The sequence below is a fragment of the Diaphorobacter ruginosibacter genome, assembly GCF_014395975.1.
Lineage (GTDB): Bacteria > Pseudomonadota > Gammaproteobacteria > Burkholderiales > Burkholderiaceae_C > Diaphorobacter_A > Diaphorobacter_A ruginosibacter.
Genome location: NZ_CP060714.1, coordinates 2,191,314 through 2,214,206 on the forward strand (window position 1 = coordinate 2,191,314; position 22,893 = coordinate 2,214,206).

Genomic DNA, 22,893 nt, shown 5'->3' on the forward strand with positions numbered 1-22,893 from the left:
GCGACAGTTCTCCGGCCATGCCCTGCCATTCCATGGCGTGGATTCGGCAACAAGAAAAAACTCCCCGAACAACAGAGATCGCTCCATGACTGTCAAATTCCATCTCAACGGCAAGCCGGTATCGGCCGACGTCGATCCCTCCACCCCCATCCTCTGGACCCTGCGCGACTCGCTGGGCATGACGGGCACCAAGTTCGGTTGCGGCATGGCGCTGTGCGGCGCCTGTACCGTGCACCTGAACGGTCAGGCCATCCGCTCGTGCATCACGCCGGTTTCGGCGGCCGAGGGGCAGAAAATCAGCACGATCGAGGCGCAGTCCGCCGACAGCGTGGGCAAGGCGGTGGAAGACGCCTGGGTGCGCAACGACGTGGCGCAGTGCGGCTACTGCCAGAGCGGCCAGATCATGAGCGCTGTGGCGCTGCTGAAGGGCAACCGCGCGCCGACCGATGCCGACATCGATGCGGCCATGGCCGGCAACATCTGCCGCTGCGGCACGTATGCACGCATCCGCGCCGCCATTCATGACGCGGCCAAGACCCTGGCAGCCTGAAGAGAGGGGACATCACATGCATTTCACTCAAGACTCCCACGGTTCGCTGCAGGATCTGCCACAAGGCCTGCGGACCTTCGTCGCCGATGCAGGCGACACGGCGGCCGGCGGTGCGCTCGAGCGCCGCGCATTTCTCAAGCTGGCCACGGCGTCGGGCTTCGCGCTGGGCGCGTTTCCCGCGGCGGTGCTGGCCCAGGCCAAGGGCGAGACACCCGTCGCGGTGAGCGCGCTCAAGCCCACCGAGCAGCCCGCCGCCTTCGTCAAGGTTGCGCGCGACGGTACCGTGACCGTCACGATCAACCGGCTGGACTTCGGGCAGGGCGTGCAGACGGGCCTGCCCATGGTGCTGGCCGAAGAGCTCGATGCCGACTGGTCCAAGGTACGCAGCATCCATGGCAATGCCGATCCGGCCTACGTGGACCCGGTGATGGGCTTTCACCTGACGGGCGGCTCCACGTCCATCAAGAATTCCTACATGCAGTACCGTGAACTCGGTGCGCGCACCCGCGCGATGCTTGTGTCGGCTGCCGCCAGGCGCTGGGGCGTGGATGCCGGTTCACTGCGCACGCAGGCCGGGCAGGTGATCGGCCCACGCGGCAAGAAACTGGGCTACGGTGAGCTGGCGGAGGCCGCGATGAAGCTGCCGGTGCCGCAGGCCGTGGAGCTCAAGAATCCCAAGGATTTCCGCATCATCGGTCACGCCACAGGCCGCATCGATGCGCGCGCCAAGTCCAGCGGCGGGCAATCCTATGGCATCGACACGCGCCTGCCGGGCATGCTCACGGCCGTGGTGGCGCATCCACCGGTGTTCGGCAGCAAGATCACGTCGGTTGACGACGCCGCCGCGAAGGCAGTCAAGGGCGTGCGCGCCGTTCTCCGCGTGCCGGGCGTGCTGGGCGGTGAGGTGGTCGCCGTGCTGGCGGACGGGTATTGGGCGGCCAAGCAAGGTCGCGACGCGCTGAAGGTGCAATGGGACAGCGCGGGCGTGGGCAAGGTGGACACGGTGCAGCAGCTCGCGCAGTACCGCGAACTGGCCCGCAAGCCGGGGGCGATCAAGTACGAGGCCGATGTCGGAGGGCTGGCAGGCGCTGCGCGCCGCATCAGCGCCGAGTATGTGTTCCCCTATCTCGCACACACGCCCATGGAGCCGCTCAACTGCACCGTGCGCGTCACGGGCACGGGTGCTGCGGCCAAGGTGGACCTCTGGGTGGGGACGCAGGCACCGGGCTGGGAGGTTGCGGCCGCCGCGCGGGTGTTCGGGGTGCAGCCGCAGCAGGTGCGGGTGAACGTGCAGATGGCCGGCGGTGGCTTCGGCCGCCGCGCGACGCCGTCTAGCGACTATGTGGTCGAGGCCTGCCACATCACGAAGGCCGCGCGCGCAGCCGGCGTCGATGCGCCGGTGCGCCTCATCTGGAGCCGCGAGGATGATGTGAAGGGCGGGTACTACCGCCCCATGCACGTGCACCGTGCCGAGATCGGCCTGGACGCCGAGGGCAAGGTGGTGGCGTGGGACCACGTCATCGTGGGCCAGTCGCTGGCCAAGGGCACGGCTTTCGAGGGTTTCATGGTCAAGAACGGCGTGGATGGCACCGCGGTCGAGGGCATGAAGGAGCCTTACGACCTGCCCATGCGGCTGTCGGTGCACCATCCGGAACTGAATGCCCCGGTGCTCTGGTGGCGTAGCGTGGGCTCCACGCACACTGCCTACGTGATGGAGACCCTGATCGATGAAATCGCCGCGGCTGCGGGGCAGGATCCGGTCGAGTACCGCCTGCGCCAGTTCGGTGACAAGCACCCGCGCCACAAGGCAGCGCTCGAACTGGCGGTCAACCGTTCGGGCTATGGCAAGACTGCGCTGGCGGAAGGCCGCGCATGGGGCGTCGCGGTTCATGAGTCGTTCAATTCGGTCGTGGCCTACGTGGTGGAGGCTTCGGTGAAAGACGGTACGCCAAGGCTGCACAAGGTGACCGCCGGAGTGCACTGCAATCTGGCCGTGAACCCGCGCGGCGTGGAGGCGCAGGTGCAGGGCGGGGCGCTGATGGGCCTTGGCATGTGCCTGCCGGGGGCGGCCATCACGTTCAAGGACGGCCAGGTGGAGCAGAGCAATTTCTCCGACTACATCGTCGCTCGCCTGACGGACATGCCCGACATTGCGGTGCACATCGTCCCGAGCGCCGATGCGCCGACCGGCATGGGCGAACCGGGCGTGCCGGCCCTTGCTCCCGCATTTGCCAATGCGGTTGCCAAACTGACGGGTAACAGGCCGCGCGAGCTGCCTTTCAAGCTGGCGTAAACAACCGGCAACGGCTGGCGTTGGTCTGGAACGGGCCCACAGGCCTATGAAAGCAGAAAGCACCCGATCGATATCGGGTGCTTTTTTTCTATGCGAGACGCCTGTACCATCTCGATACAAAAGTTGCGGACAGCATGCAAGAGCTGCCGCGGGACGCAATGGGCTTGAGGGCCCAGGGAGTGTGGGATGCAGATATTCATCAAGACCTTGACGGGCAAGACCATCACTCTTGAAGTGGAAGGCAGCGACTCCGTTCAGCAGGTCAAGCAGAAGATCGAGGACAAGGAGGGCATTCCCGTCGATCAGCAACGGCTCATCTTTGCGGGCAAACAACTGGAGGACGGACGAACCCTTGCGGACTACAACATCCAGAAGGAAAGCACGTTGCACCTCGTGCTCCGGCTTCCGGTACCACCCGAGGTGCAGCGCGCCGTCCCATCGCTGTCGGCCTATGGCATTATCTCGGCGGCAGGTTTGATCGGGCTGGCGGCCATCCTGAAGCGGCGGCAATCGCGCCGTTGACGAGGCCATGGGCAGTGCATGAACCACTCAAAACAAAAGCGCTGCGGGCTCCATGCCTGCAGCGCTTTGCTTCTTCGCACTCTCTGGCTGTATGGGCACATGGCCTTATGCAGCGGACGTCCGTGATCAGCGAATCAGGCGTCCCGCCAAGGCCGATGTCCTGTTGAGGTGCTTATTCCTTGCGCACCTTGCCTCGCGCCTGCCATGCGGCGGCGGCAATCACCAGCAGCGCCATCAGCGCCAGCATGGCACGCGAGTTCACCGGCACCGGCGTGGGGGTGGCCGGGACTTCATTCGTCACTGTGACGCTGCTTGTGCAGCGTGCAGCCGCCGGGGTGGCCTCGCACGAGATGTCTCCGGTGGTCACGTTGGCCGTGTTCGTGACGTCGGAGGAGTTCGACTTGGTCGCCACGAGGGTGGCCACCAGTTCGTCTGTAGTTCCGGCAGCCACGCCGGCAGCCTTCACGCAGCTGATGTCGAGCGCGCCCGTGCCGGAGCTGGGAGTGCACGACCATCCGGAGCCCGGGTTCACACCTGTGATCTTCAGTCCAGCGGGAACCTTGTCGACGACCGTGGTGTTGGCACCGCTCGAAACCGTGCCGCTGTTGCCGATACGGACCGTGTAGGTGATCGCACCGCCTTGCGCAGCGCTCTTCCTGTCTGCCGACTTCGTCACTGTCAGCACAGGCGCATTCAACGGATTGGTGATGACCCCCTTCGAGTCGGCTCCGATGAGGCCTGCCGGAGGAACGGTTGTTTCGGTGCCCCAGCTATGGCCGGCGGGTGCAGCAGGCTTGCCGGTCTCATTCAGGGCCGAACAGGCCGCTCCCTCGGGCACGCTCACCGTGGCAGAGCCGGTGACATCCGTGCCGGACAGCGTCACGGTGCCCTCATAGGTACCGGTATCGCAGACCAATGAGAAGCCGTAGCTGCCGGGCGCTCCGGACGCGGGTGCGCCTGTCACGTTCTTCGTGATGGCAACGGCGATCTGGTTGCGCAGCAGCGGGTTGGTGATCCCGGCGGTGGCCGTGCCGCCTGCGGCGAGGGCGTCGGGCGACGGTTGCACGTACCGGGGTGCTTCCCACGAGAAGTTCGCAGGAGCTGCGGGACGCGAGGCCAGGTTTTCCGTGATCTGGCAGTTGGTGGAGCCCGCTGGAATGTTCACCGTGGTCTGCGCGGTGGCTGTATTGGCGGGTAGCTGGATCGTGCCGCTGTAGGTGGCCGGCGGAGTCTCGCAGGCCATGCTGAACTCGAACGCGGTCGGCGCATCGAAGGTCGTTCCCTCGAGTGTCTTGGTCACGGTCAGCAGTGCGGCACTGTTCGTGATCGTGCAGGTGGCGTTCTGCCCGTTGACCACCGAGACGCTGGCGCCATCGGCAGGGGTGCCTCCATTGATGGTGCAGCTCCATGCGCCCGCTGCGTAGCCTGCCACGGCCGACTGTTCGCTCAGGTCATAGGTACCCTCGCTCACGACGGCCTGGGTCACCGCCGGCGATCCACTGATGCCGCTGATCGGGGTGGGGCCGTTTGCCGTGAGCGTGAAATCGTTGGTCGTTGCGGTGCCGCCGACCACTTGCTTGACCAGCGTCAGCGTAGGCGGCATCACCAGGGTCGTACGGGCATTCGCACAGCTGGTCGTGGCGGTGTTGCACAGGGGGCCGGGGTTGGATGCCGGTGTCCCGCTGCCGCCCGGCGAAGTTGCCGCATGGTTGGTGATCGCTCCCGGCGTGGAGGCGGAGACGCCCAGGGTGATCACCCGGCTGGTCCCTGTCAGGAAGTCGGGTGCATTCTGGTTCAGCGTGCAACTGAGCAACGCACCGGCGACCCCCAGGTTGGTGCAGTTCACCGTGCCTTCTGACACCGCGGCGCTGGTTGCCGTCACGCTGGGAGGCAATTGATCCAGCACGATGATTCCGTTTTTCGTCGAGCCGCTGTTGTTGGCCACCGTCAGTTGATAGGTGAAGCCCTGGCCCACCACGGCAGAGGCGGGGCCCGTCTTGGTCACGGAGACCACATCTTCGCGGACGCTGGTCCAGCTGCTGGTGTTGTTGGTCGTATCCCGGTCATTGACCGTGATCGTGGCGGTGTTGGTGATGCTCAGCGCGGTGGTCGTTGGCGTGACGTCCACGGTGCATTCCAGGCGAGGGCCGGTGGTCGGCGCCGACGTACTGGCATTGACTTCCAGAAGCCCGCCCATGGTCACCGCATAGGCCCTGTTGCGCTCGCTGACGGTGAGGTTGGCCGCGCCGTTGCTCATCGGATTGCCGTTGGCGTCAAAGGCGGTGCAGGTGAAACCATGGACATTGAGGCCCGCGGGCAGGGTATCCGCGAACGTGGCATTGCTCAGCGGGTTGGGGCCCTTGTTCCACATGGTGATGGTGTAGGCAGGGTTGAACCGCACGCCTGTCTGGAACGTGGTGGGCCCCGTCTTGTTGATCGACAGGTCCGTGTCCACCACGGCGCAGTCGGCATAGGAGTTGGGGTCTGCCGGGTCGCGCAGGTACTCGTTCGGGATGAACGGATAGTCCTGCGCCGTGGCGACCTGCGGTGGCGTGGTGTTGCGCCAGCCCAGTCGCAGCAGGTTGATGCCGCCCTGGTTGTTCCAGTAGATGCGCATGGCGTGGCACGCGCCTGCCTGCGAGACCACGAAGTTGCCGGGAATATGGTCGTAGCCATTGTCGCCACTGGTCCATGGCCCCACGCCACCGACCGGCACGTTGTAGTCGTAGCTGCGATAGTTGGCCGGATCCATCGACGCAAACGTGGTGGAGAACTCGATCTTCACTTCGTCGTCATGCGCCGCGCCAAAGTAGTAGGTGCCAGCGGTCGGGAACTTGACCAGCGCGTACGTCACGCGTCCTTGCAACCGTTCGTTGCAAGCTTGGCTTCCCGTACCGTTGTTGCAGAGCGTGTTGCTGTCCCGGGTCCAGTTGATGTTGGACGCGGTGCCGCTCGAGGCAATGTTGGCGGAGGGACCTGCTGCGAAGTTGATCAGATTCTGAATCTGGACATCGTGCTGGCCGCCGACATAGTTGGCATAGCTGGGCTCCACGATGGGCGTGGGGACGTTCTGTGACCCACGAAAGTTGTCGAAGCGAACCAGGGCCTGCGCGGATGAGGCGCCGAGGCCGAGCATGACGCAAGCGATGGCAACAGCAAGACGGGAGGTGCCACGGCCGGTACTGGGTGAGCGAGCAGCCTTGCTCGCTTGGAGTCCGGCTCTGTCGATGCGCTCGATTGAGTTGACATTTTCAGTTCTCATTTCGATCCTTCATCTTCAAACCAGTCACCAAAAATGGCCATGTGCTCACATCTTGCAAAGATGGAATCACAGTGGCTGATGCCGCGAGGCCAGCCAGGACATGCGTTTTCTTACAAAGAATGATGATGGTTTGATTTTCAATACAAAAAAACTATTATATCTTTGTTGATAGTTTTTATTGCTGCGAAAGACGATTGTTTATAGTTTTTATAAAATCAATGAAAGGATTCGACTTGTGGAACCTGAGATGCCACGGCGATCAGCTTGAGCCCGCGGCGCGTCGACCACGGCACTGTGAGACTGGCCGTGGCGCGAGGCTCATGATGGTGTGGAGAGGGCGGGAGGGATGGACTTGCAGGCGCTTGTCTTGGCGCGGGGAGTGACGGTAACTGATCAATGGCTGATCAGAATGAGATAGCCCCTTGAATCTCCGGACACGGTCCATCGCTTATCTTCGAGATAGGCATAGGACTGTGCGTATGACTAGGCATACAGAAACGATTGAGGTCATCACCCGAGACCAGCGCAGGCGGCGCTGGTCGGCTGCCGAGAAGGCCGCCTTGGTTCGCAAGACGTATGAACCGGGCATGAGCGTCTCGCTCGTGGCCCGCCAGGAGGGTGTGTCGGCGAGCTTGCTATTCACTTGGCGGCGGCTGGAGCGCGAAGGCGCGCTGGTGGCTGTCGGTGCAGGCGAGGCCGTTGTGCCGGCATCGGAACTGGCAGCCGCCCGTGCCGAGATCGCCAAGCTGCAGCGCGTGTTGGGCAAGAAGACCTTGGAGAACGAGATACTCAAGGAAGCCGTGGAGATCGCTGCAGCAAAAAAATGGATTGCGCGCTCGCCCTTGTTGCCCGGGGACGACCAATGAAGCCGGTCTGCTCGGTGCTGGGCGTGGCGCGCTCGAATCTGCATGTGCGGCATCACCGCCCTGGCCACTGGCAGGACAGCCGCAGAGGCCGCACCCCGGCCCAGGATGAGCTCTTGCTGGCCGACCTGCGGCGCCACATTGCCGAGTTGCCCAGCTATGGTTATCGCCGCGCCGGTGCGCTGCTCAATCGAGAGCGACGTTCGCAAGGTCAACAGGCGCTGAACCACAAGCGCATCTACCGGGTCATGGCGCGGCATCGACTGCTGTTGCCCAAGGCGCCCAAGCGACGGCATTCGAGCCGCATTCACGATGGCCAGGTCAGTGTGCCGATGAGCAACATGCGCTGGTGCTCTGACGGCTTTGAGATCAAGTGCGATTCGGGCGAGACGGTCACAGCCACCTTCGCCAAGGACTGCTGCGACCGGGAGATCCTGGCCTGGCGGGCTTGGGAGGGCAAGGGACTTGCGGGAGAGCCTGTGCGCGACATGCTGGTGGAAGCCGTGGAGCGGCGCTTTGGCACGGTTGAAGCCGTGCCCCTGGAGCGTGAATTGGAGTTCCTCACCGACAACGGCAGCGCCTACATCGCGCACGAGACGCGTGGCATTGCTAGATCGCTGGGCCTGAAGCCGATCAACACGCCCGTGTGTAGCCCGCAGAGCAACGGCATGGCCGAGAGCTTCGTGAACACCTTCAAGCGCGACTACATGAGCCGTATGGACCTGCGCGATGCGCCGACCGTGTTGGCGCAATTGCCGGGTGCGTTCGAGCACTTCAACGAAATCCACCCACATTCGAGTTTGAAGATGATGTCGCCCAGGGAGTTCCGACGACGGCAGAATCACCCCGCCCATCAGGGCTAACTTAGCGACTGGACGGTGTCCGGAACTACGGGGGCAAGATCACTCGAGCATCTTCGACACGAACTACATCGCGTCACGATGGAGCGTGACATCCTGCAAAAAGCGCTGGGCTACCTTGACAGGAACCCGCAGTGAAGCAGGTCTTCATTACCGAACCACAGCCAGGTGCTTGGCGGCCCGGTTCTAACCTGCCGGCAAGTAGCAGTTGGGCGGGCTGATCTTCATTCAGCCGATCCATTTGCCGGGACAGGATCTGCTCCGGGATCCCCGGATCTCGTCGAACGAATCATTGGCCCAGAGGGCCTAACACTTTTGAATTTTTTGCGTGTGAAATATAGGTTTTTCAATGCGATTTGTAAAAAATACCGTCAGAAGTACCGACAAAAGAAAAAGTGATTCTCTACGGTCTAGAAATGCAGAAGTCATCAAAAGTGGATGGCACTTTAAAGTGGATGGCACTTTTGCAGCGAGAACTGTCGTCCAGCGGACCGTTTTGCAATCGAGGCTGGACCCGGAGGCATAGGCGGTCGAGTTGCTCGGGCGTCGCTTCAATCTGCATTTCGTTCTCACGCACTGACCCTAGGAACAAAAAAGAAGCAACACGCATGTGTTGCCGGCGGCGGCTAGTGGAAACAAATGCCAGGCCCGCAGCCTAGTCTCATCCGTGAGCGACAACGAGTGACGGAACTGCAGGCCCTGTCTCCGGACTTCCAAGATGCAGCGCAACAGCCGAAGCCGACTTTGCAGGACAAGCTCGCCAGGCGGGCGAGGACGGCAAATTCATCGCGGGCCACGAGGGGAGATGGCGAGCAGGGCACCAACCCGGCGCAGAAGACGATGGCGCAGGCTGTCAGCCCGGCCGATGGCAATGCCCCAGCCCCTGCCCACGCTGCCAAACCCAAGCTGCGCAGCATCCCTATCCGCGTTCTCTTCAACGACCCAGCACTGAACCTGCGGGCCAACTACACCCTGTTCGACCGAGCCACGGCGCGGCCCCTCTGTGTGGGAGATGGGCAGACCTGCAAATGCATGATCGCCAAGGGCGTGGAGGTACACACTTGTGAAGGCCCGGACCTGTGTGCCCTGGCCATTGAAGGCGGGTGCAAGCCGTTTGGACGCTTCCACATGCGCATTGACCACCCGGACAACCAGGCGGACGCCATAAGCACCTTTGTGCTGCGCACCACCGGGATCAACTCCATGCGCACCTTGATGACCCGCATGCAGTACCTGCATGCGGCCAGTGGCGGATTGCTGGCGTATCTCCCACTGGAGCTGCGCCTGCGCGCCAAGTCCACGGCCATGCCACACCGCACGCCGATCTACTACGTGGACCTGGGTATCCGCAATGGAATGCAGTTCGACGCAGCCATCAGCCAGGCAGCACAGGCTGCGGAATATGCGCAGAAGGTGGGCCACGACCAGGAAGCGCTGGAGCAAGCTGCCAGAGATGGTTATGCGCTGGGACTGTTTGAGGAACTGGAGCAGGAGGCGACGGAGATCGTTCAGGAGTTCTATCCGCAGGCAGCAGAACCCACGGGCAGGGGATTCATATGCAGGAGATGCGTCAACCCGAGAGAGGGAGAGGCAAGCAGCATGGCTGACTCTGCAGACAAGGGGCTCATCCACCGCTACATGCGTGGCGTCCGGTTTGATGGCCCGTGGGAATACCGAGTAACGAGCCCGTCGGGGCGCGGGCGCTACATGTTTCCGGATACAGATCGCGGGAGCGTATCGGATCCGGAAGGCCTGGAATGGTGCCTGAGGCGTAGTGCGGCAGTGATGACGCAACGACCTATTCGCAGCATTGCTGTCTTTCCGTCATTGAGCACGCACGCAGATGAGCACCATGGGTGGAAACAGCTGTTTCCGGGATGCGAGATCCGGAGTTTCAATGCCATCGGAGCCGAGTCGATGAATTGTCTAGGAACTGTTCTGGAGCGTGGAGGCTGTGCACTGCTCAAGCTGGTATTGCATCGCAGGCTCCATGGCAAACTGGAGGAAACCGCCTGCTGGGTCTGGGTGGTGGGTGTGGAGATGCAGGCGCAGCCTGAAACGGTAGATGGAAGCAAGCCCCGGCCAAGCCATGCCATCAGGGCCGCACTGGTTGTTAGTCATGCGTGGAGCGCGCCGTGGGGCAGCGGGTTTGGTGCTCGCGTGTCATGGGGGGCGCTCGGCCAGTGTGTTCTTTGCTCCGTGGATGGAGAGCGATTGCGAGGCCGATGTGCGGAGGTTGTGACGATCTCTACCAAACATTCTCATCATGCGACCTGAGAAAAGAAAAAGGATGAACCCGGCCAGCGCAGGGTTCATCCTTTCTGACTCTCTTTTTTTCTTTTGTCTATATTGGGATGCGGGTGCTATCGATGGTCGTCAGGACCGTAGACACGCAACGCTCAGCCACCGGCTTGACCGCGTTAAGTTCGAACTCGCGGCTAAATGTCTTTCTTCTCCGCATGAATCACATCCGGTTTCATCTTAACAAGGTGCCATCGAAACAGGCAGCAGCCCAACCCTTGTTCATCACCTGCTTATGTGTCGTTCGGGAGGTCGTCAGTCCATACGGAGTTAAGTGATTTCCCGCGCGATGGCTTGAAGTTGCGGAGCCACTTCCTCACGGAGCCAGCGGATATCCAGCGATCTTCCCTGGAAAGTGCAACTCATCGCGGCCACGTCGATCCCATGAATTCGCCCGAGTGGAACAGCGACCGCCTGCACGTCTGGCACGACTTCTCCGATGGCGGTGCAGCAACCGTACTGCGGAAATTCCTGGAAGTTATCCAGTACTTTCTTTCCGTAGCGTTCCCATTGGTCGGGCTCTTTGATTTTCACTTGGTTGATCAATGATTCACGAGCCGACGGGGTACATCCGAGCAAGTAGGCACGACCAATCGAGGTGCCGAGCAAAGGATGAGTGCTACCCACGTCGTGGGAGTACACCACGCCGGAGGTGGCACGCATGACCTCGATGTAGACCATGGAGAGTCGATCACGGATTCCCATGGAGACGTTGCACCCCAGTTTCTTTGCGAGCTGCATCATCAGGGGCCGGGCGCTGCGACGAATCGTGAATTGGGCCAGCAGCGGGTAGCCCAGTGACAGGGTGGCCGGACCAAGCTGGTACTTGCCGTAGTACTCGGTTCCCGTCAGGTAGCCAAGGCACGTCAACGTGTAGGTGAGACGCGAGATGGTGGCCTTTGGCAGATTCAGCATGTGGGCCATTTCGCTGTTGCCGAGGATGGGGCGCTCAGGTGTAAAGCAATGCAGTAGCTCCAGCCCGCGGGCGAGTGTTGTTGCAAACTGCTTGTCTCCTGCGTATTCCTCTAACCCGGTGGGTACGCATCGGTTCCAAGTGTTTTCCATAGGTTTTGAAATATTGATATGGAATATGAAATATCGAAATTTTAAAGCCACATGTCTGCCACCACTTCTACACTGATTTGAGCTCGATTGACGGGCAACAAACAGGAGACAGGAAAATGGGTGTAGCAGATCTACCAGTCCACGATATTCCCGCACTGAACGGCAACAACGCACCGGTTCAACAGGAGGACCATTGGGACGATCTTGAGGTGATCGGCGAGGTGCCGCAAGACATGAACGGCCTGTATGTGAGAAATGGGCCAAATTCTTACTATCAGCCCGAGTGGCGCTATCACGCATACGACGGCGATGGCATGCTGCACGCGGTGCACTTCAACAAGGGCAAGGTCAGCTACCGCAACAAGTGGGTTCGCACCGACGGGTTGGTGGAGGAGCAGAGGGCCGGGCAATCCCTCTGGAAAGGCCTCAAGGAGGCCCCGCGTGCCGATACCCCGGACCAGCCTCTCAAGAACACCGCCAACACCGATGTGAAGTTTCATGCCGGTCGACTTGTGGCGATGTGGTATCGCTCGGGGCTGCCCTATGCCGTGGACCCTGCCTCTCTCGATACTGTGGGCAGCGTGGATGTCGAAAGCCGCATTGATCGCATCTCGGCGCACGCCCGTCCCGACGAGCATTCGGGCGAGTTCATGTTCTTCGACTACGACACCAAGCCGCCGTACATGCGTTACGGCGTCGTGGATGCCAACCGCAATCTCCGTCATCTCATCGATGTGCCCATGGATCGTCCCGGTCTGCCACATGACATGGCCATCACAGACCACTATTCAATCCTGCACGACTTTCCCCTGCGTCCCGATCCCGAGGCGCTGAAGCTGGGTCGCTACAAGGTTCGCTTCTTTGCCGATCAGCCGTCGCGCTTCGCCGTGATTCCCCGCTATGGCAATGCGTCGGACATCCGCTGGTTCGATGCCAAGCCGACCTACATGCTGCATGTGGTGAATGCGTGGGAGGAGGGCGTAGAGGTCGTCATGGTGGGTACGCCCTATCGCATGCACACCAAGGATGACGGGAGCCTGGATGCCGCTCGGCTTGAGAAAACCATCCATCTGCGCCAGCGTGACTTCCAGCTGCACGAGTGGCGTTTCAACCTCGAAACCGGCAAGACGTCTGAGCGCGTGATCGACGATGTGCTCAACACCGAGTTTCCGATCATCAACAGCGCCTATCAGGGCCGCAAGAACCGCTGGTCGTACCACGTGATCTTTCCGCAGGGCGGACGCGAAGAGCCGCGCTTCCCGGGCCTTGTGAAATACGACCTGGAAACCGGTGGATACATCGCCTACAGCGCCGGGCCGCAGTACTTCTACAACGAAGCCGGGTTCGCACCGCGAGACAACGCTGCGTCGGAAGACGATGGCTATCTCGTGATGTTTGTCTGGAACCCCGGGACGAGCCAGTCCGAGGTGCAGATCTTCGATGCCAAGGACAGCCGCATGGCGCAGGGGCCGATTGCGCGTGTTCTTTTGCCGCGCCGGGTGCCGCATGGCTTCCATGCAACCTACGTGAGCCAGGCCAATCTTGACAAGTGGAAGTGAAAAATGATTCTGGTAGACCAAAAGTCCATCGATGAGTTCGTGGCCAAAGGCTGGTGGGGAACGCAGACACTGGGTGACATTTTTCTGGATACTGCGGCGCGCCAGGCGGACACGTTTGCGGTGTCCGATCCGCCGAATCGCCCTGAGTTGTTCGGAAGGCAGTCGCAGCGCTGGTCCTGGGGAGAACTGCGCGAGCAGGTGGGTCGCATGAGTGCGCTGTTCGAGGCGCAGGGACTGCGCAAGGACGATGTGATTGTTGTCCAGCTTCCCAACTGCGTGGAGTTGCATGCCATCTATCTGGCCTGCGCGCTGACAGGGGTTGTCGTATCACCCGTTCCCATGCAGTACCGTGCGCATGAGATCGAATACGTGGCCGAAAGCACGCGGGCCAAGGGCGTGATCACCACTCAGCGCCTGGGCAGGAATCAGGTCGCGCAGGAGATTGCAGGCATGCTGGAGCAACTGCCTTCCGTGAAATGGATCTGGTCGTACACGGATAGCTCCCATCTGCCGCTGCCAGAGCAGGTCCTGAATCTGGATGCGATGCTTGGCGAGACCTGCGCATGGGATGACGTGCAGATGCGCGCCCACATGAAGCGCATCCGGCTGACCGCCAACGACGTGCTCACCATCTGCTGGACCTCGGGCACCGAAGCGCGCGCCAAGGGTGTTCCACGCAGCCACAACCAATGGCTGATCGTGGGGGCAGGGGTCATCGACGCGGGGCAAATGCAACAGGGTGCGCAGATGGTGATTCCGTTCCCGTTCGTGAACATGGCCGGTATCTCAACCAGCCTCATGGCGTGGCTCCTCACTGCCGGCGGACTGCACCACCATCATCCGTTCGATCTCAAGGTGTTCATCCAGCAACTGGAGGAAAACCAGATCGACTACACGGTGGCAGCCCCAGCCGTGCTCAGCATGCTGCTCAAGGCCCCCGAACTGCTCGAAGGGGTGAACCTGAGTCGCCTCAAGCGCATTGGATCGGGTGGCGGCCCGCTGGCGCCCTGGCTGCTGGAACAGTTTGCGCAGCGTTACGGCATCGAAGTCATCAACTACTTTGGTTCCAACGAAGGCGCTGCGCTTTCCTCCACCCCGCAGGACATGCCGGATCCGCACCAGCGTGCCAACTATTTCCCCCGTGTCGGCGTGGCTGGTTATGGCTGGAAGGCGGTGCACTCCAACAAGGTGTCCACGCGGTTGGTGGATGTGGACACCGGCGAGGAAATCCTCGAGCCCGGCAAGGTGGGCGAGTTGCGCTTCAAGGGGCCGATGATCTTCTCCGGCTACTACAACAGCCCCGAGGTCACGGAGCGCGCGTTCGACGAACAAGGCTACTACCGCAGTGGCGACCTGTTCGAAATCGCGGGTGATCGCCAGCAGTTCTACCGCTTTGCCGGCCGATGCAAGGACATCGTGGTGCGGGGCGGCATGAACATTTCATGCGAAGAAGTCGAAAGCCTGCTGCTGTCGCATCCGGACGTGCGGGAGGTCGCCGTCATCGGGTGGCCCGACGAGGTGCTTGGCGAGAAGGTGTGCGCGGTCGTCGTGCCCAAGGATCCGGCCCGGAATGTGGAATTGGAAGAGCTTGTCACCTATCTGAGGAACATCGGCAAGGTGGCCGCCTTCAAGCTCCCTGAGCGCATCGAGCTGCTTGGCGAGCTTCCGCGAAACCCTGTCGGCAAGGTACTCAAGCGGGTGCTGCGCCAGCAGATGCAGGAAAAAGCGGCCTTGCCCAATCCCGTTGATTGACGCGAGAGCCAACATAAAAGGAGACAAGAATATGAATGCTGCGACCCAGCAGTTGCAAGAAGGACAAGCCAGTGCAGCGCCGAAGGCGGTGCTGCTGTTGATTCCCGGAATGCTCAATGGCAATGATATCTGGGATGGCGTGATCGACGTTCTGTCGATGAAAGCCGGTGATTCGATTCGGGTGGTGATCGGCGACGTGCTGACCCAATCCACCATCGAGGACATGGCGCGCGACGCGTGGAGGTGTCTCGATGGGGTTGCTCCGGGCACGCCTTTCTATGTTGCGGGCTTCTCCATGGGGGGCTACGTGGCACTGGAAATGCTGGCCAACCAGAAGCACCCGATTCGCGAGGCCTGGCTGCTCTCCACGTCGGCACTGCCTGAGAGCCACGCCAGTGCGCCCATGCGCGAGAAGGCCATCACCAGCTTTGAAAGCGATTTCGAGAAGACCATCCAGAACACGGCCCGTTGGGGAACTTTCGAAAAGACGGCCGAGCAACTGCAGCCGGTCGTGCAATCCATGCGCAAGCTGGGCGCCGCCACGGCCATTCGCCAGACGAGGGCCATCATGAAGCGCTCCGATCATCGCGACCGGCTTCGTGGCCTGGATATTCCCGTTCACATCATCTGCGGCAAGGAGGACAGGATCACTCCCATGGCGTTGTCGCAGGAGCTTGCACGGACCATTCCCTCGGCGCAATTGCAGGTGATTGAACGCACGGGGCACATGCTGCCTTTTGAGCAGCCTGCTCTTCTGGCGGAGTCCATGGGCGCACGCATCGTTGGCTGAACTCGGAGCATTCAAGAAATGAATTTCAAATCACGCCGAAATGTGGTGCTGGTTGCCATTGCCGTGCTTGGTGGATGTACGGTCAGTGGCGCTGCCATGGCCGCAGGCGACAGCTTTCCTGCACGTCCGGTCCATGTCTATGTACCGTTTGCTGCCGGCAATACGCTGGACAATGCATTGCGCCAGGTGGCTGAAGAGTTCCGCAAGAACACGGGACAGCCCATGATCATCGAGAACAAGCCCGGTGGCGCAGGCATCATTGCCGCGCAGACCGTGGCACGTGCTCCGGGCGATGGCTACAGCCTGCTGTTGGTGAACACCAGCATGCTGTCCATCAATCCCTATACGTTCAAGAAGAAGTTGCCCTACGATGCAGAGAAGAGCTTCAAGCCAGTCACCGGCTTCCTGAGCTCCACGCTGGTGCTGGCGGCCAATAAGACGGTTCCCGCGACCAATGTGGAGGAGTTTGCGCGCTGGTCCAGGACGCAGAAGACGCCTGTGACCTATGCCTCCTTCACGGCCGGTAACTCCTCGCATTTTGCCGGAGTCATTCTCAACGACAAGCTGGCTCTGAATCTTGTGCATGTGCCTTTCAACGGTACGCCACCTGCCGTGCAGAACCTGCTCGGCGAGCAGGTCAACGCAGCCTTCCTGCCGCTGATCGCGGTGAAGCAGCAGGTGGAGGCTGGCAAGATCAAGGTGCTGGGGGTCAGCAGCGTCAAGCGCTCCGAGCTTCTTCCCCAAGTGCCCACGTTCGCGGAGCAGGGGCTTCCCGAACTGAACATCGATATCTGGTCCGGGCTTGCCGCACCAGCCTCCACGCCCGACGCGGTGGTCCATCGCCTGAACGAGGAAATCAACAAGATTCTGCGTTCGCCCGACATCCGCGCCAAATGGCGTGACATGGATTTCGAGCCCATTCCCATGTCCTCCAAGGACTTCGCCACTTTCACGCGCAATGAAAACATGCGCTGGAAGCAGGTTGTCGAAGTCTCCGGATTCAAGATCGAAGATTAGAAATGAGAGACGGTATGTACAAAGACCATTCCATTGACGGAGCGGCATCGGCTGCTTTGCACAAGCCCAGCCTGGCGCGCAAGCTCAATCTGCGCGTTCCTGTGGTGTCCGCTCCCATGTTTCTGGTCTCGGGCCCGGAGCTCGTGGTGGCCGCATGCAAGGCCGGCATCGTCGGTGCGTTTCCGACACCCAATGCACGCCCCATCGACGTGCTCGATGATTGGATGAAGAGCATAACGGAGCAGCTGCAGCGCGCCCGGGATGAGCAGGACCCCCGCACCATTGGAGCCTGGTGCGCCAACGTGGTGACCCACTCATCGAACACGCGTCTTCAGGACGACCTGAAACTGATTGCCAAGTACAAGCCGCCCGTCGTGGTCACGGCCCTTGGCAGTCCCAAGCCCGTGATGGAGACCGTGCACGGCTACGGCGGCCTGGTGATTGCCGATGTGATCAGCCTGCGCCTGGCCGAAAAGGCAGCGGCGGCAGGCGTCGATGGGCTGGCATGCATCTGTGCGGGTGCAGGTGGCCATACGGGGCATCTGTCACCGTTCGCATTCGTGAGTGCAGTGCGGGAGATCTTCGACGGCTACGTCGTCGTGGGTGGCGGCATCAGCGATGGCCGGGGCGTGGCCGGCGCGATCGCGTGCGGTGCAGACCTGGTTTATATGGGAACGCGCTTCATCCCAACGCAGGAAAGCATGGCCGAGCAGGCATATAAGGACATGCTGGTTGCCGCGAGCTCGGAAGATCTGCTGGTCAGCGCGGGAATCACGGGCAGCAACGCAAGCTGGCTCAAGCCATCGCTGCGTGCCAATGGCATCGATCCGGACAACATGCCGGATGCACCGGAGCGCTCCTATGACAGCAATCGTTCGCTGGGGGCGCGCAAGTGGAAGGATGTGTGGGCGGCTGGACAGGGCGTGGGAGCCGTGAAGGCGGTCGAACGCGTGTCCGACGTGGTCGATCGGCTTGAGCAGGAATGGCTTGCTGCCCGCTCGCGGTTCACAAGCTACGCGGTCTGAATTCTCACGAGCTGGTACAACATTCATGCACACAGAAATCGTCGGGCGTGTCGAGCCCACCATCACGCATTGGGACCATCCGTTCATGCATGGCCCATTTGCCCCGAACTATGTGGAATGCACCGCCACGGACCTAGAGGTGATAGGCGAGATTCCCCGACGCCTGAACGGAGTCTATCTTCGCAACACGCAGAACCCCGTGCATGAGCCTCTAGGCGTGCACCATGCATTCGACGGGGATGGCATGCTCCACCAGCTGAGCTTCAGGAACGGCAAGGTGGAATACCGCAACCGCTTTCTTCGCACCAAGGGATTTACGGAGGAGCAGCAAGCGGGCCATGCACTTTATGCGGGGCTGATCGACAACCCGAGAATCGCGCAGCGCGAAGGCTGGGGCGCACGCGGCGGCTTGAAGGACACGTCAGCTACCGACGTCATCGTGCATGCGGGTTCGGCGCTGACTACGTTCTACCAATGCGGTGAGCCCTATCGCTTCGATGCGCGCACGCTGGAACCGTTGGGCGTCTCCGAGTGGGGCGCGAAGGTGCTCAAGGACAACGGCATTTCCGCACACCCCAAGGTATGCCCCAGGACCGGTGACCTGCTGTTCTTCAACTACAGCAAGAATGCCCCCTACATGTACTACGGCGAGGTCGACTCCCGTGACAGGCTGGTGCACTACGTCCCCGTGCCGTTGCCAGGACCGCGCTTGCCGCACGACATGATGTTCACCGAGAACTACGCGATCCTGGACGACTTCCCGCTGCACTGGGACGAGTCGCTGCTTTCACAGGGCAAGCACAAGCTGACCTTCTACGAGGACAAACCCAGCCGCTTTGCCATCGTGCCGCGCCGCCACGCAGCGCAGGCCGGTGTGAAGTGGTTTGAAGCCAGCCCTACCTATGTGCTGCACTGGCTCAACGCCTGGGAGGAGGGTGAAGAGGTCGTGCTGCACGGTTATCACCAGAAGCACCCCATGCCCAAGCTGGGGTATGACAACACGGGGGCGACCCTGGGGCCCGACCGCTACGGTCCCACGCTCTACGAATGGCGTTTCAATCTGCGAACGGGCGAGGTCAAGGAGCGACGCCTTTTTGACCAGCACCTGGAGTTCGGAATGATCAATGCGAGCTACTGGGGAAAACCGTATCGGTATGCCTACAGCATGATTGCCCACCCACGGCACTTTCTCTTCGATGGCATCCAGCGCTTCGACCACACCACCGGCCAGACGCAGGAATACCGTTTTGGAGAAGGCCGCTTCGGAAGCGAATCCCCGATGGCACCGGCATTCGATGCGAAGGCAGAAGACGATGGCTATGTGGTGAGCTTCGTCACCGACATGAATACCGATCGCTCCGAGTGCATCGTGCTCGATGCCCGGGACATATCCAAAGGTCCTGTAGCGCGCATCATGCTTCCGCACCGCATCAGCAGTGGAACGCATGCCTGCTGGGCCGATGCGTCGGAGCTGCGTGGCGAACAGGCAACCTGACACGTTATGAATGACAAGGAGACTCAAGGAATGACACAAGCAACCTATGTACTCGGCGGCTACCAGACCGACTTTGCCAAGGCGTGGTCGCGCCAAGGGCAGGACCTCTCGGACATGGTCCGTGAGGTGGTGAATGGGGCACTTGCCGCCAGCAGGGTGTCTGCATCAGAGATCGAAAGCATCCATGTCGGCAATGCCTTTGGCGAGCTGCAGCGTCAGCAGGCGCATCTGGGCTCGATGGTGGCGCAGGTGGTGCCCGAGCTCAATGGCGTGGCCGCGATGCGCCACGAAGGCGCATGCGCCTCGTCGTCACTCGGCATCCTGAGCGCAATGGCAGAGATCGAGTCGGGCCGCTATGACTGCGTACTGGCCCTGGGTGTGGAGGAGTTCAAGAATACTTCGGGGCATGAGGCCTCGCGCAACCAGAATGCCGCGTCGTGGCAGGGGCACGAGGACATCGAGTGCCAGTTCATGTGGCCTGCAGCCTTTGGGGCCGTCGCCGCGGAATATGACAGGCGCTATGGCCTCGATCGCAAATACCTTAACCGCATTGCCGAGCTGAACTACGGCCATGCAAGACAGAACCCGTTGGCACAGACCCGCAATTGGCAGTTCAACGAGTTGAGCTTCACCGACGATGATGAGGCCAACCCACTCATTGAACCCGGCACGCGCAGGCAGGACTGTGGCCAGGTGACCGATGGCGCCGCTGCAGTGGTCCTTGCATCCGAAAGATTCGCGCGTGAATATGCCCGGCGCCATGGCATGAAGCTCGAGGACCTTCCGCGCATCACCGGTTGGGGCCATCGCAACTCGGTCCTGAAGCTCAAGGACAAGTTCGAACTGAGCAAGGACTCGAAGTACGTTTTTCCGCACGTCCGCCAGACCATCGAGGACGCATGGCGTCGTGCAGGCATTTCGGGAACCCAGGATCTCGATGGCATCGAAACACATGACTGCTTCACTACGACCGAGTACGTCGCGATCGACCATTTCGGGCTGACCCCCCGGGGCAAAGCTGGCAGGCGGTTGAGGACGGCAGCATCGAGCGCGATGGACGCTGCCCGGTCAACATGAGCGGAGGTCTGATCGGTTGCGGCCACCCGGTGGGCGCAACTGGGGTTCGCATGGTGCTGGACTGCGCGCGACAGGTCACAGGAATGGCCGGTGCCATGCAGATCCCGGACGCGCGTCGCATGCAGACGCTCAATATCGGAGGATCCTTCGGAACGGTGGTGAGCTTTGTGGTCGAACAGGGCAAGGCGGTCTGATATGGGCGCGACGTCATCCACTGAATCGCGGCCAGGGGCAGACTCCAAGCTCGTCAATGAATCGTTGCACGACGGCATTTTCCACATCGAACTCAATCGTCCCGAGGCTGGCAACACAGCGAACAAGGCATTGGCCGATCAACTGCGAACCGCGGTGCTGAACGCCAGTTCGACTTCAGGAGTACGCGCATTGCTCGTCAGCGCTGCGGGGCGCAACTTCATGGCAGGGGGCGACCTGTCGGCGCTGCGCGGAGATCACAATGCAACGCTGGATCTGGTTCGCACCGTCAACGACACCATCGTGGCGCTGTCGGAATGCACCGTTCCGATCATCTGTGCGGTGCAAGGCATGGTCGCGGGTGGAGGCCTCGGCCTCGCATTGTCATCCGACATCCTGATCGCCGAAGAGGGCGCGCGTTTCACCGTCGGGAGCCCGACCATCGGCCTGTCGCCAGATGCCGGCACCAGTTGGCAACTGGCACGTTGGGTGGGGCAACGCAAGGCGCTGGAAATGAGCTTGCTATGCACGATGGTCGATGTGCAGGGCGCATTGGCCTGCGGCCTCATCAACGAGATTGCACCGAAGGGCTCGCTGATGGAGGTGGCTCGCTCCCGTGCCACGCAATTGGCCAGCGGCGCATCCCTGGCGCTGCGGCACACCAGGCAGCTGCTACGTGCCGCGGCAGGAAACACGCTCGTCGCTCAGATTGCGCAAGAGGGTGAGGCTTTTGTGCAATGCATGCAAAGCCCGGACTTCAGCGAAGGACTGGCGGCCATGATGGAGAAGCGCAAGCCGCGCTTCTCGTAAGCTGTTGTCGAGGGGAACAATGCGCGGCCTGCCTGACGGCATCCGCGCATTTCGCATGGCATCAGGCCATCCTGGCTGCTGCAATGGTGTCGAGGTGATTCACGACATCGTGCGCCGAGACTCCAGGGTTGGGCGTGTGGGCGTAGATATGCGTGGTGCGCTCCTTGCGATCGAACCATATGGCTTCACTGCGCTTCTGGTCCGGCCGCTCGCGCGCAAGATAGACGATGGTATCCGCACCTTTGTCGTGATCGCGAAGGACCGACTTGAGGATCGCCACGAAGCGGGGCATCGATCGGTTCACGCTTGCGGTATCCACCCACCCCGGATGCATGGCGTAGAACCTCTGCTGCGGATACACGGCTTTCTCTTTCCAGAAACCCATGGTCATGCACTGCGCGCGCTTGGCAAGGCCATAGGCGCGAGGGCCGGCGTAACGCGCGGGATCGGTGATGTTCAGGTCATCGATCACCATCTTGTGGTTGTACATGCCGCCGGACGCCACTTCGATCACGGTGGCGTTGTCCTTGAGTATGCGGGTCTCAAGAAGGCCCTTCACCAGGATGTGATGGCTGAGAATGTTGGTCACGAACGAGGTTTCCATCTCCTCATCCGTCAGGATCATCTGGTGCTTCTGGATCCCGACATTGTTGACCAGGACGTCAAACGAATGGCCACCGACCTTGATGTCTTCCAGCAGGCGATGCACGTCGCGCGTTCTGGAGAAGTCTGCAGTCAGCCAGGTGATGGGGATGGGCGACTTGACGCTCTGTGCAAACGCTTCGAGTTTCTTCGCATCGCGCGCTACGCAGATCACGCGCGCACCGGCTTCCGCTGCCTGTCTGGCAGCGCTGGCGCCGATGCCCTCAGAGCCGCCGGTGACCAGCCAGGTCTGCCCGTTGAACTGATTGGGCCGATTGCGCCAGAAGATGCTGCGCAGGTTGTAGCCGATGGCGCTGTAGCTTGGCGTGAAGCGCACATAGAACTTGATGAGTTTGGAGAGAGGAACTTTTGCCATTGTCTGCGTCGAGGTCTGGAAGGTTTCAGTTCAGCCGTGCGCTGGCTCCTGGATGGCGGCGAGCAAGGTCGCGCGGTCGTAGTACTCGCGCCAGTAAGAGATCTTCTCGCCAGAGAACTCGAGAATGCCAACCGTGGGAATGAAGCGAGAGATGCCGTTCAGAATGATCTCGTCATTGCGCTCCACGAACAGCACACCGCCGGCAACGCCAATGGAGCGGATATGCAGGGTCACGCTTTTGTTGGGCTTTTCGGTCTTGCGGATGCGTTCGTAGAAATTCTCGCGCCCCTTGCAGGGCTCCAGCATGACGGAATGAAGAATTCCGTCCTCCGCCATCAGATCGGCGCACTGGCGCCAGTCCTTGCGTTCCCAGCCTTCCTTCATGGCCATGAAGGTCTGGATTTTCAATTCGTCGATTGAGGTCGTTGCCATGGGTTGTCTT

At 61.3% G+C, this 22,893-nt stretch carries 16 protein-coding genes and 1 pseudogene; 13 read left to right on the forward strand and 4 right to left on the reverse strand.

The window, feature by feature from the left end:
* The first annotated feature begins 85 nt into the window (after positions 1-85).
* The 3 genes from H9K76_RS09950 (at position 86) to H9K76_RS09960 (ending at position 3,365) form a co-directional block, all read left to right on the forward strand.
* Positions 86-550 carry a (2Fe-2S)-binding protein gene (locus H9K76_RS09950; RefSeq protein ID WP_187599979.1) on the forward strand — a complete coding sequence of 155 codons (465 nt, stop codon included), beginning with the start codon at positions 86-88 and terminating at the stop codon, positions 548-550.
* Positions 551-566: 16 nt separating this feature from the next.
* Positions 567-2,843, forward strand: coding sequence for a xanthine dehydrogenase family protein molybdopterin-binding subunit (locus H9K76_RS09955; protein WP_187599981.1), 2,277 nt, complete (start codon positions 567-569; stop codon positions 2,841-2,843).
* A gap of 186 nt (positions 2,844-3,029) precedes the next feature.
* Positions 3,030-3,365, forward strand: coding sequence for an IPTL-CTERM sorting domain-containing protein (locus tag H9K76_RS09960; protein ID WP_187599982.1), 336 nt, complete (start codon positions 3,030-3,032; stop codon positions 3,363-3,365).
* A gap of 172 nt (positions 3,366-3,537) precedes the next feature.
* Here H9K76_RS09960 and H9K76_RS09965 read toward each other — a convergent pair whose 3' ends face one another.
* The gene (locus H9K76_RS09965) at positions 3,538-6,501 is read right to left on the reverse strand and encodes a DUF11 domain-containing protein (RefSeq protein ID WP_187599984.1); all 2,964 of its coding nucleotides are present in this window, start codon (positions 6,499-6,501) and stop codon (positions 3,538-3,540) included.
* Between the two features lie 605 nt (positions 6,502-7,106).
* Between H9K76_RS09965 and H9K76_RS09970 the strand changes: the two genes are divergently transcribed.
* Both H9K76_RS09970 and H9K76_RS09975 read left to right on the forward strand, forming a co-directional pair.
* Positions 7,107-8,353 (forward strand): IS3 family transposase gene (locus H9K76_RS09970; RefSeq protein ID WP_425489603.1). Its coding sequence is split into 2 segments (ribosomal slippage): positions 7,107-7,452 and positions 7,452-8,353, totalling 1,248 coding nucleotides; the frame shifts between segments, so codons are not numbered across the junction.
* 678 nt (positions 8,354-9,031) lie between these two features.
* Positions 9,032-10,627: a recombination directionality factor gene (locus H9K76_RS09975; RefSeq protein WP_187599986.1), complete on the forward strand. Its 1,596-nt coding sequence runs from the start codon at positions 9,032-9,034 to the stop codon at positions 10,625-10,627.
* A 294-nt stretch (positions 10,628-10,921) separates the two neighbouring features.
* Here H9K76_RS09975 and H9K76_RS09980 read toward each other — a convergent pair whose 3' ends face one another.
* Positions 10,922-11,767 carry an IclR family transcriptional regulator gene (locus tag H9K76_RS09980; RefSeq protein WP_246475436.1) on the reverse strand — a complete coding sequence of 282 codons (846 nt, stop codon included), beginning with the start codon at positions 11,765-11,767 and terminating at the stop codon, positions 10,922-10,924.
* Between the two features lie 65 nt (positions 11,768-11,832).
* Here H9K76_RS09980 and H9K76_RS09985 point away from each other — a divergent pair, with 65 nt between their 5' ends.
* The 8 genes and pseudogenes from H9K76_RS09985 (at position 11,833) to H9K76_RS10020 (ending at position 21,433) form a co-directional block, all read left to right on the forward strand.
* Positions 11,833-13,275, forward strand: a complete 1,443-nt coding sequence (locus H9K76_RS09985; RefSeq protein WP_187599988.1) for a carotenoid oxygenase family protein — start codon at positions 11,833-11,835, stop codon at positions 13,273-13,275.
* Between the two features lie 3 nt (positions 13,276-13,278).
* Positions 13,279-15,027, forward strand: a complete 1,749-nt coding sequence (locus tag H9K76_RS09990) for a class I adenylate-forming enzyme family protein (RefSeq protein ID WP_187599990.1) — start codon at positions 13,279-13,281, stop codon at positions 15,025-15,027.
* 31 nt (positions 15,028-15,058) lie between these two features.
* Positions 15,059-15,817, forward strand: coding sequence for an alpha/beta fold hydrolase (locus tag H9K76_RS09995; protein ID WP_187599992.1), 759 nt, complete (start codon positions 15,059-15,061; stop codon positions 15,815-15,817).
* An 18-nt stretch (positions 15,818-15,835) separates the two neighbouring features.
* On the forward strand, positions 15,836-16,834 hold the full coding sequence (locus H9K76_RS10000; RefSeq protein WP_187599994.1) for a Bug family tripartite tricarboxylate transporter substrate binding protein: 999 nt from the start codon (positions 15,836-15,838) through the stop codon (positions 16,832-16,834).
* A gap of 14 nt (positions 16,835-16,848) precedes the next feature.
* On the forward strand, positions 16,849-17,859 hold the full coding sequence (locus H9K76_RS10005; RefSeq protein WP_187599996.1) for an NAD(P)H-dependent flavin oxidoreductase: 1,011 nt from the start codon (positions 16,849-16,851) through the stop codon (positions 17,857-17,859).
* 25 nt (positions 17,860-17,884) lie between these two features.
* Positions 17,885-19,354, forward strand: coding sequence for a carotenoid oxygenase family protein (locus H9K76_RS10010; protein WP_187599998.1), 1,470 nt, complete (start codon positions 17,885-17,887; stop codon positions 19,352-19,354).
* Positions 19,355-19,384: 30 nt separating this feature from the next.
* Positions 19,385-20,625: pseudogene (locus H9K76_RS10015) on the forward strand (acetyl-CoA acetyltransferase).
* A 64-nt stretch (positions 20,626-20,689) separates the two neighbouring features.
* A complete protein-coding gene (locus tag H9K76_RS10020; protein WP_187600000.1) occupies positions 20,690-21,433 on the forward strand; it encodes an enoyl-CoA hydratase/isomerase family protein in 744 nt (247 codons plus the stop codon).
* A 61-nt stretch (positions 21,434-21,494) separates the two neighbouring features.
* Here the strand turns inward: H9K76_RS10020 and H9K76_RS10025 are convergent, their stop codons facing one another.
* Positions 21,495-22,451 carry an SDR family NAD(P)-dependent oxidoreductase gene (locus H9K76_RS10025; protein ID WP_187600001.1) on the reverse strand — a complete coding sequence of 319 codons (957 nt, stop codon included), beginning with the start codon at positions 22,449-22,451 and terminating at the stop codon, positions 21,495-21,497.
* A 30-nt stretch (positions 22,452-22,481) separates the two neighbouring features.
* Positions 22,482-22,883, reverse strand: coding sequence for a limonene-1,2-epoxide hydrolase family protein (locus H9K76_RS10030; RefSeq protein WP_187600003.1), 402 nt, complete (start codon positions 22,881-22,883; stop codon positions 22,482-22,484).
* Positions 22,884-22,893: the final 10 nt, after the last annotated feature.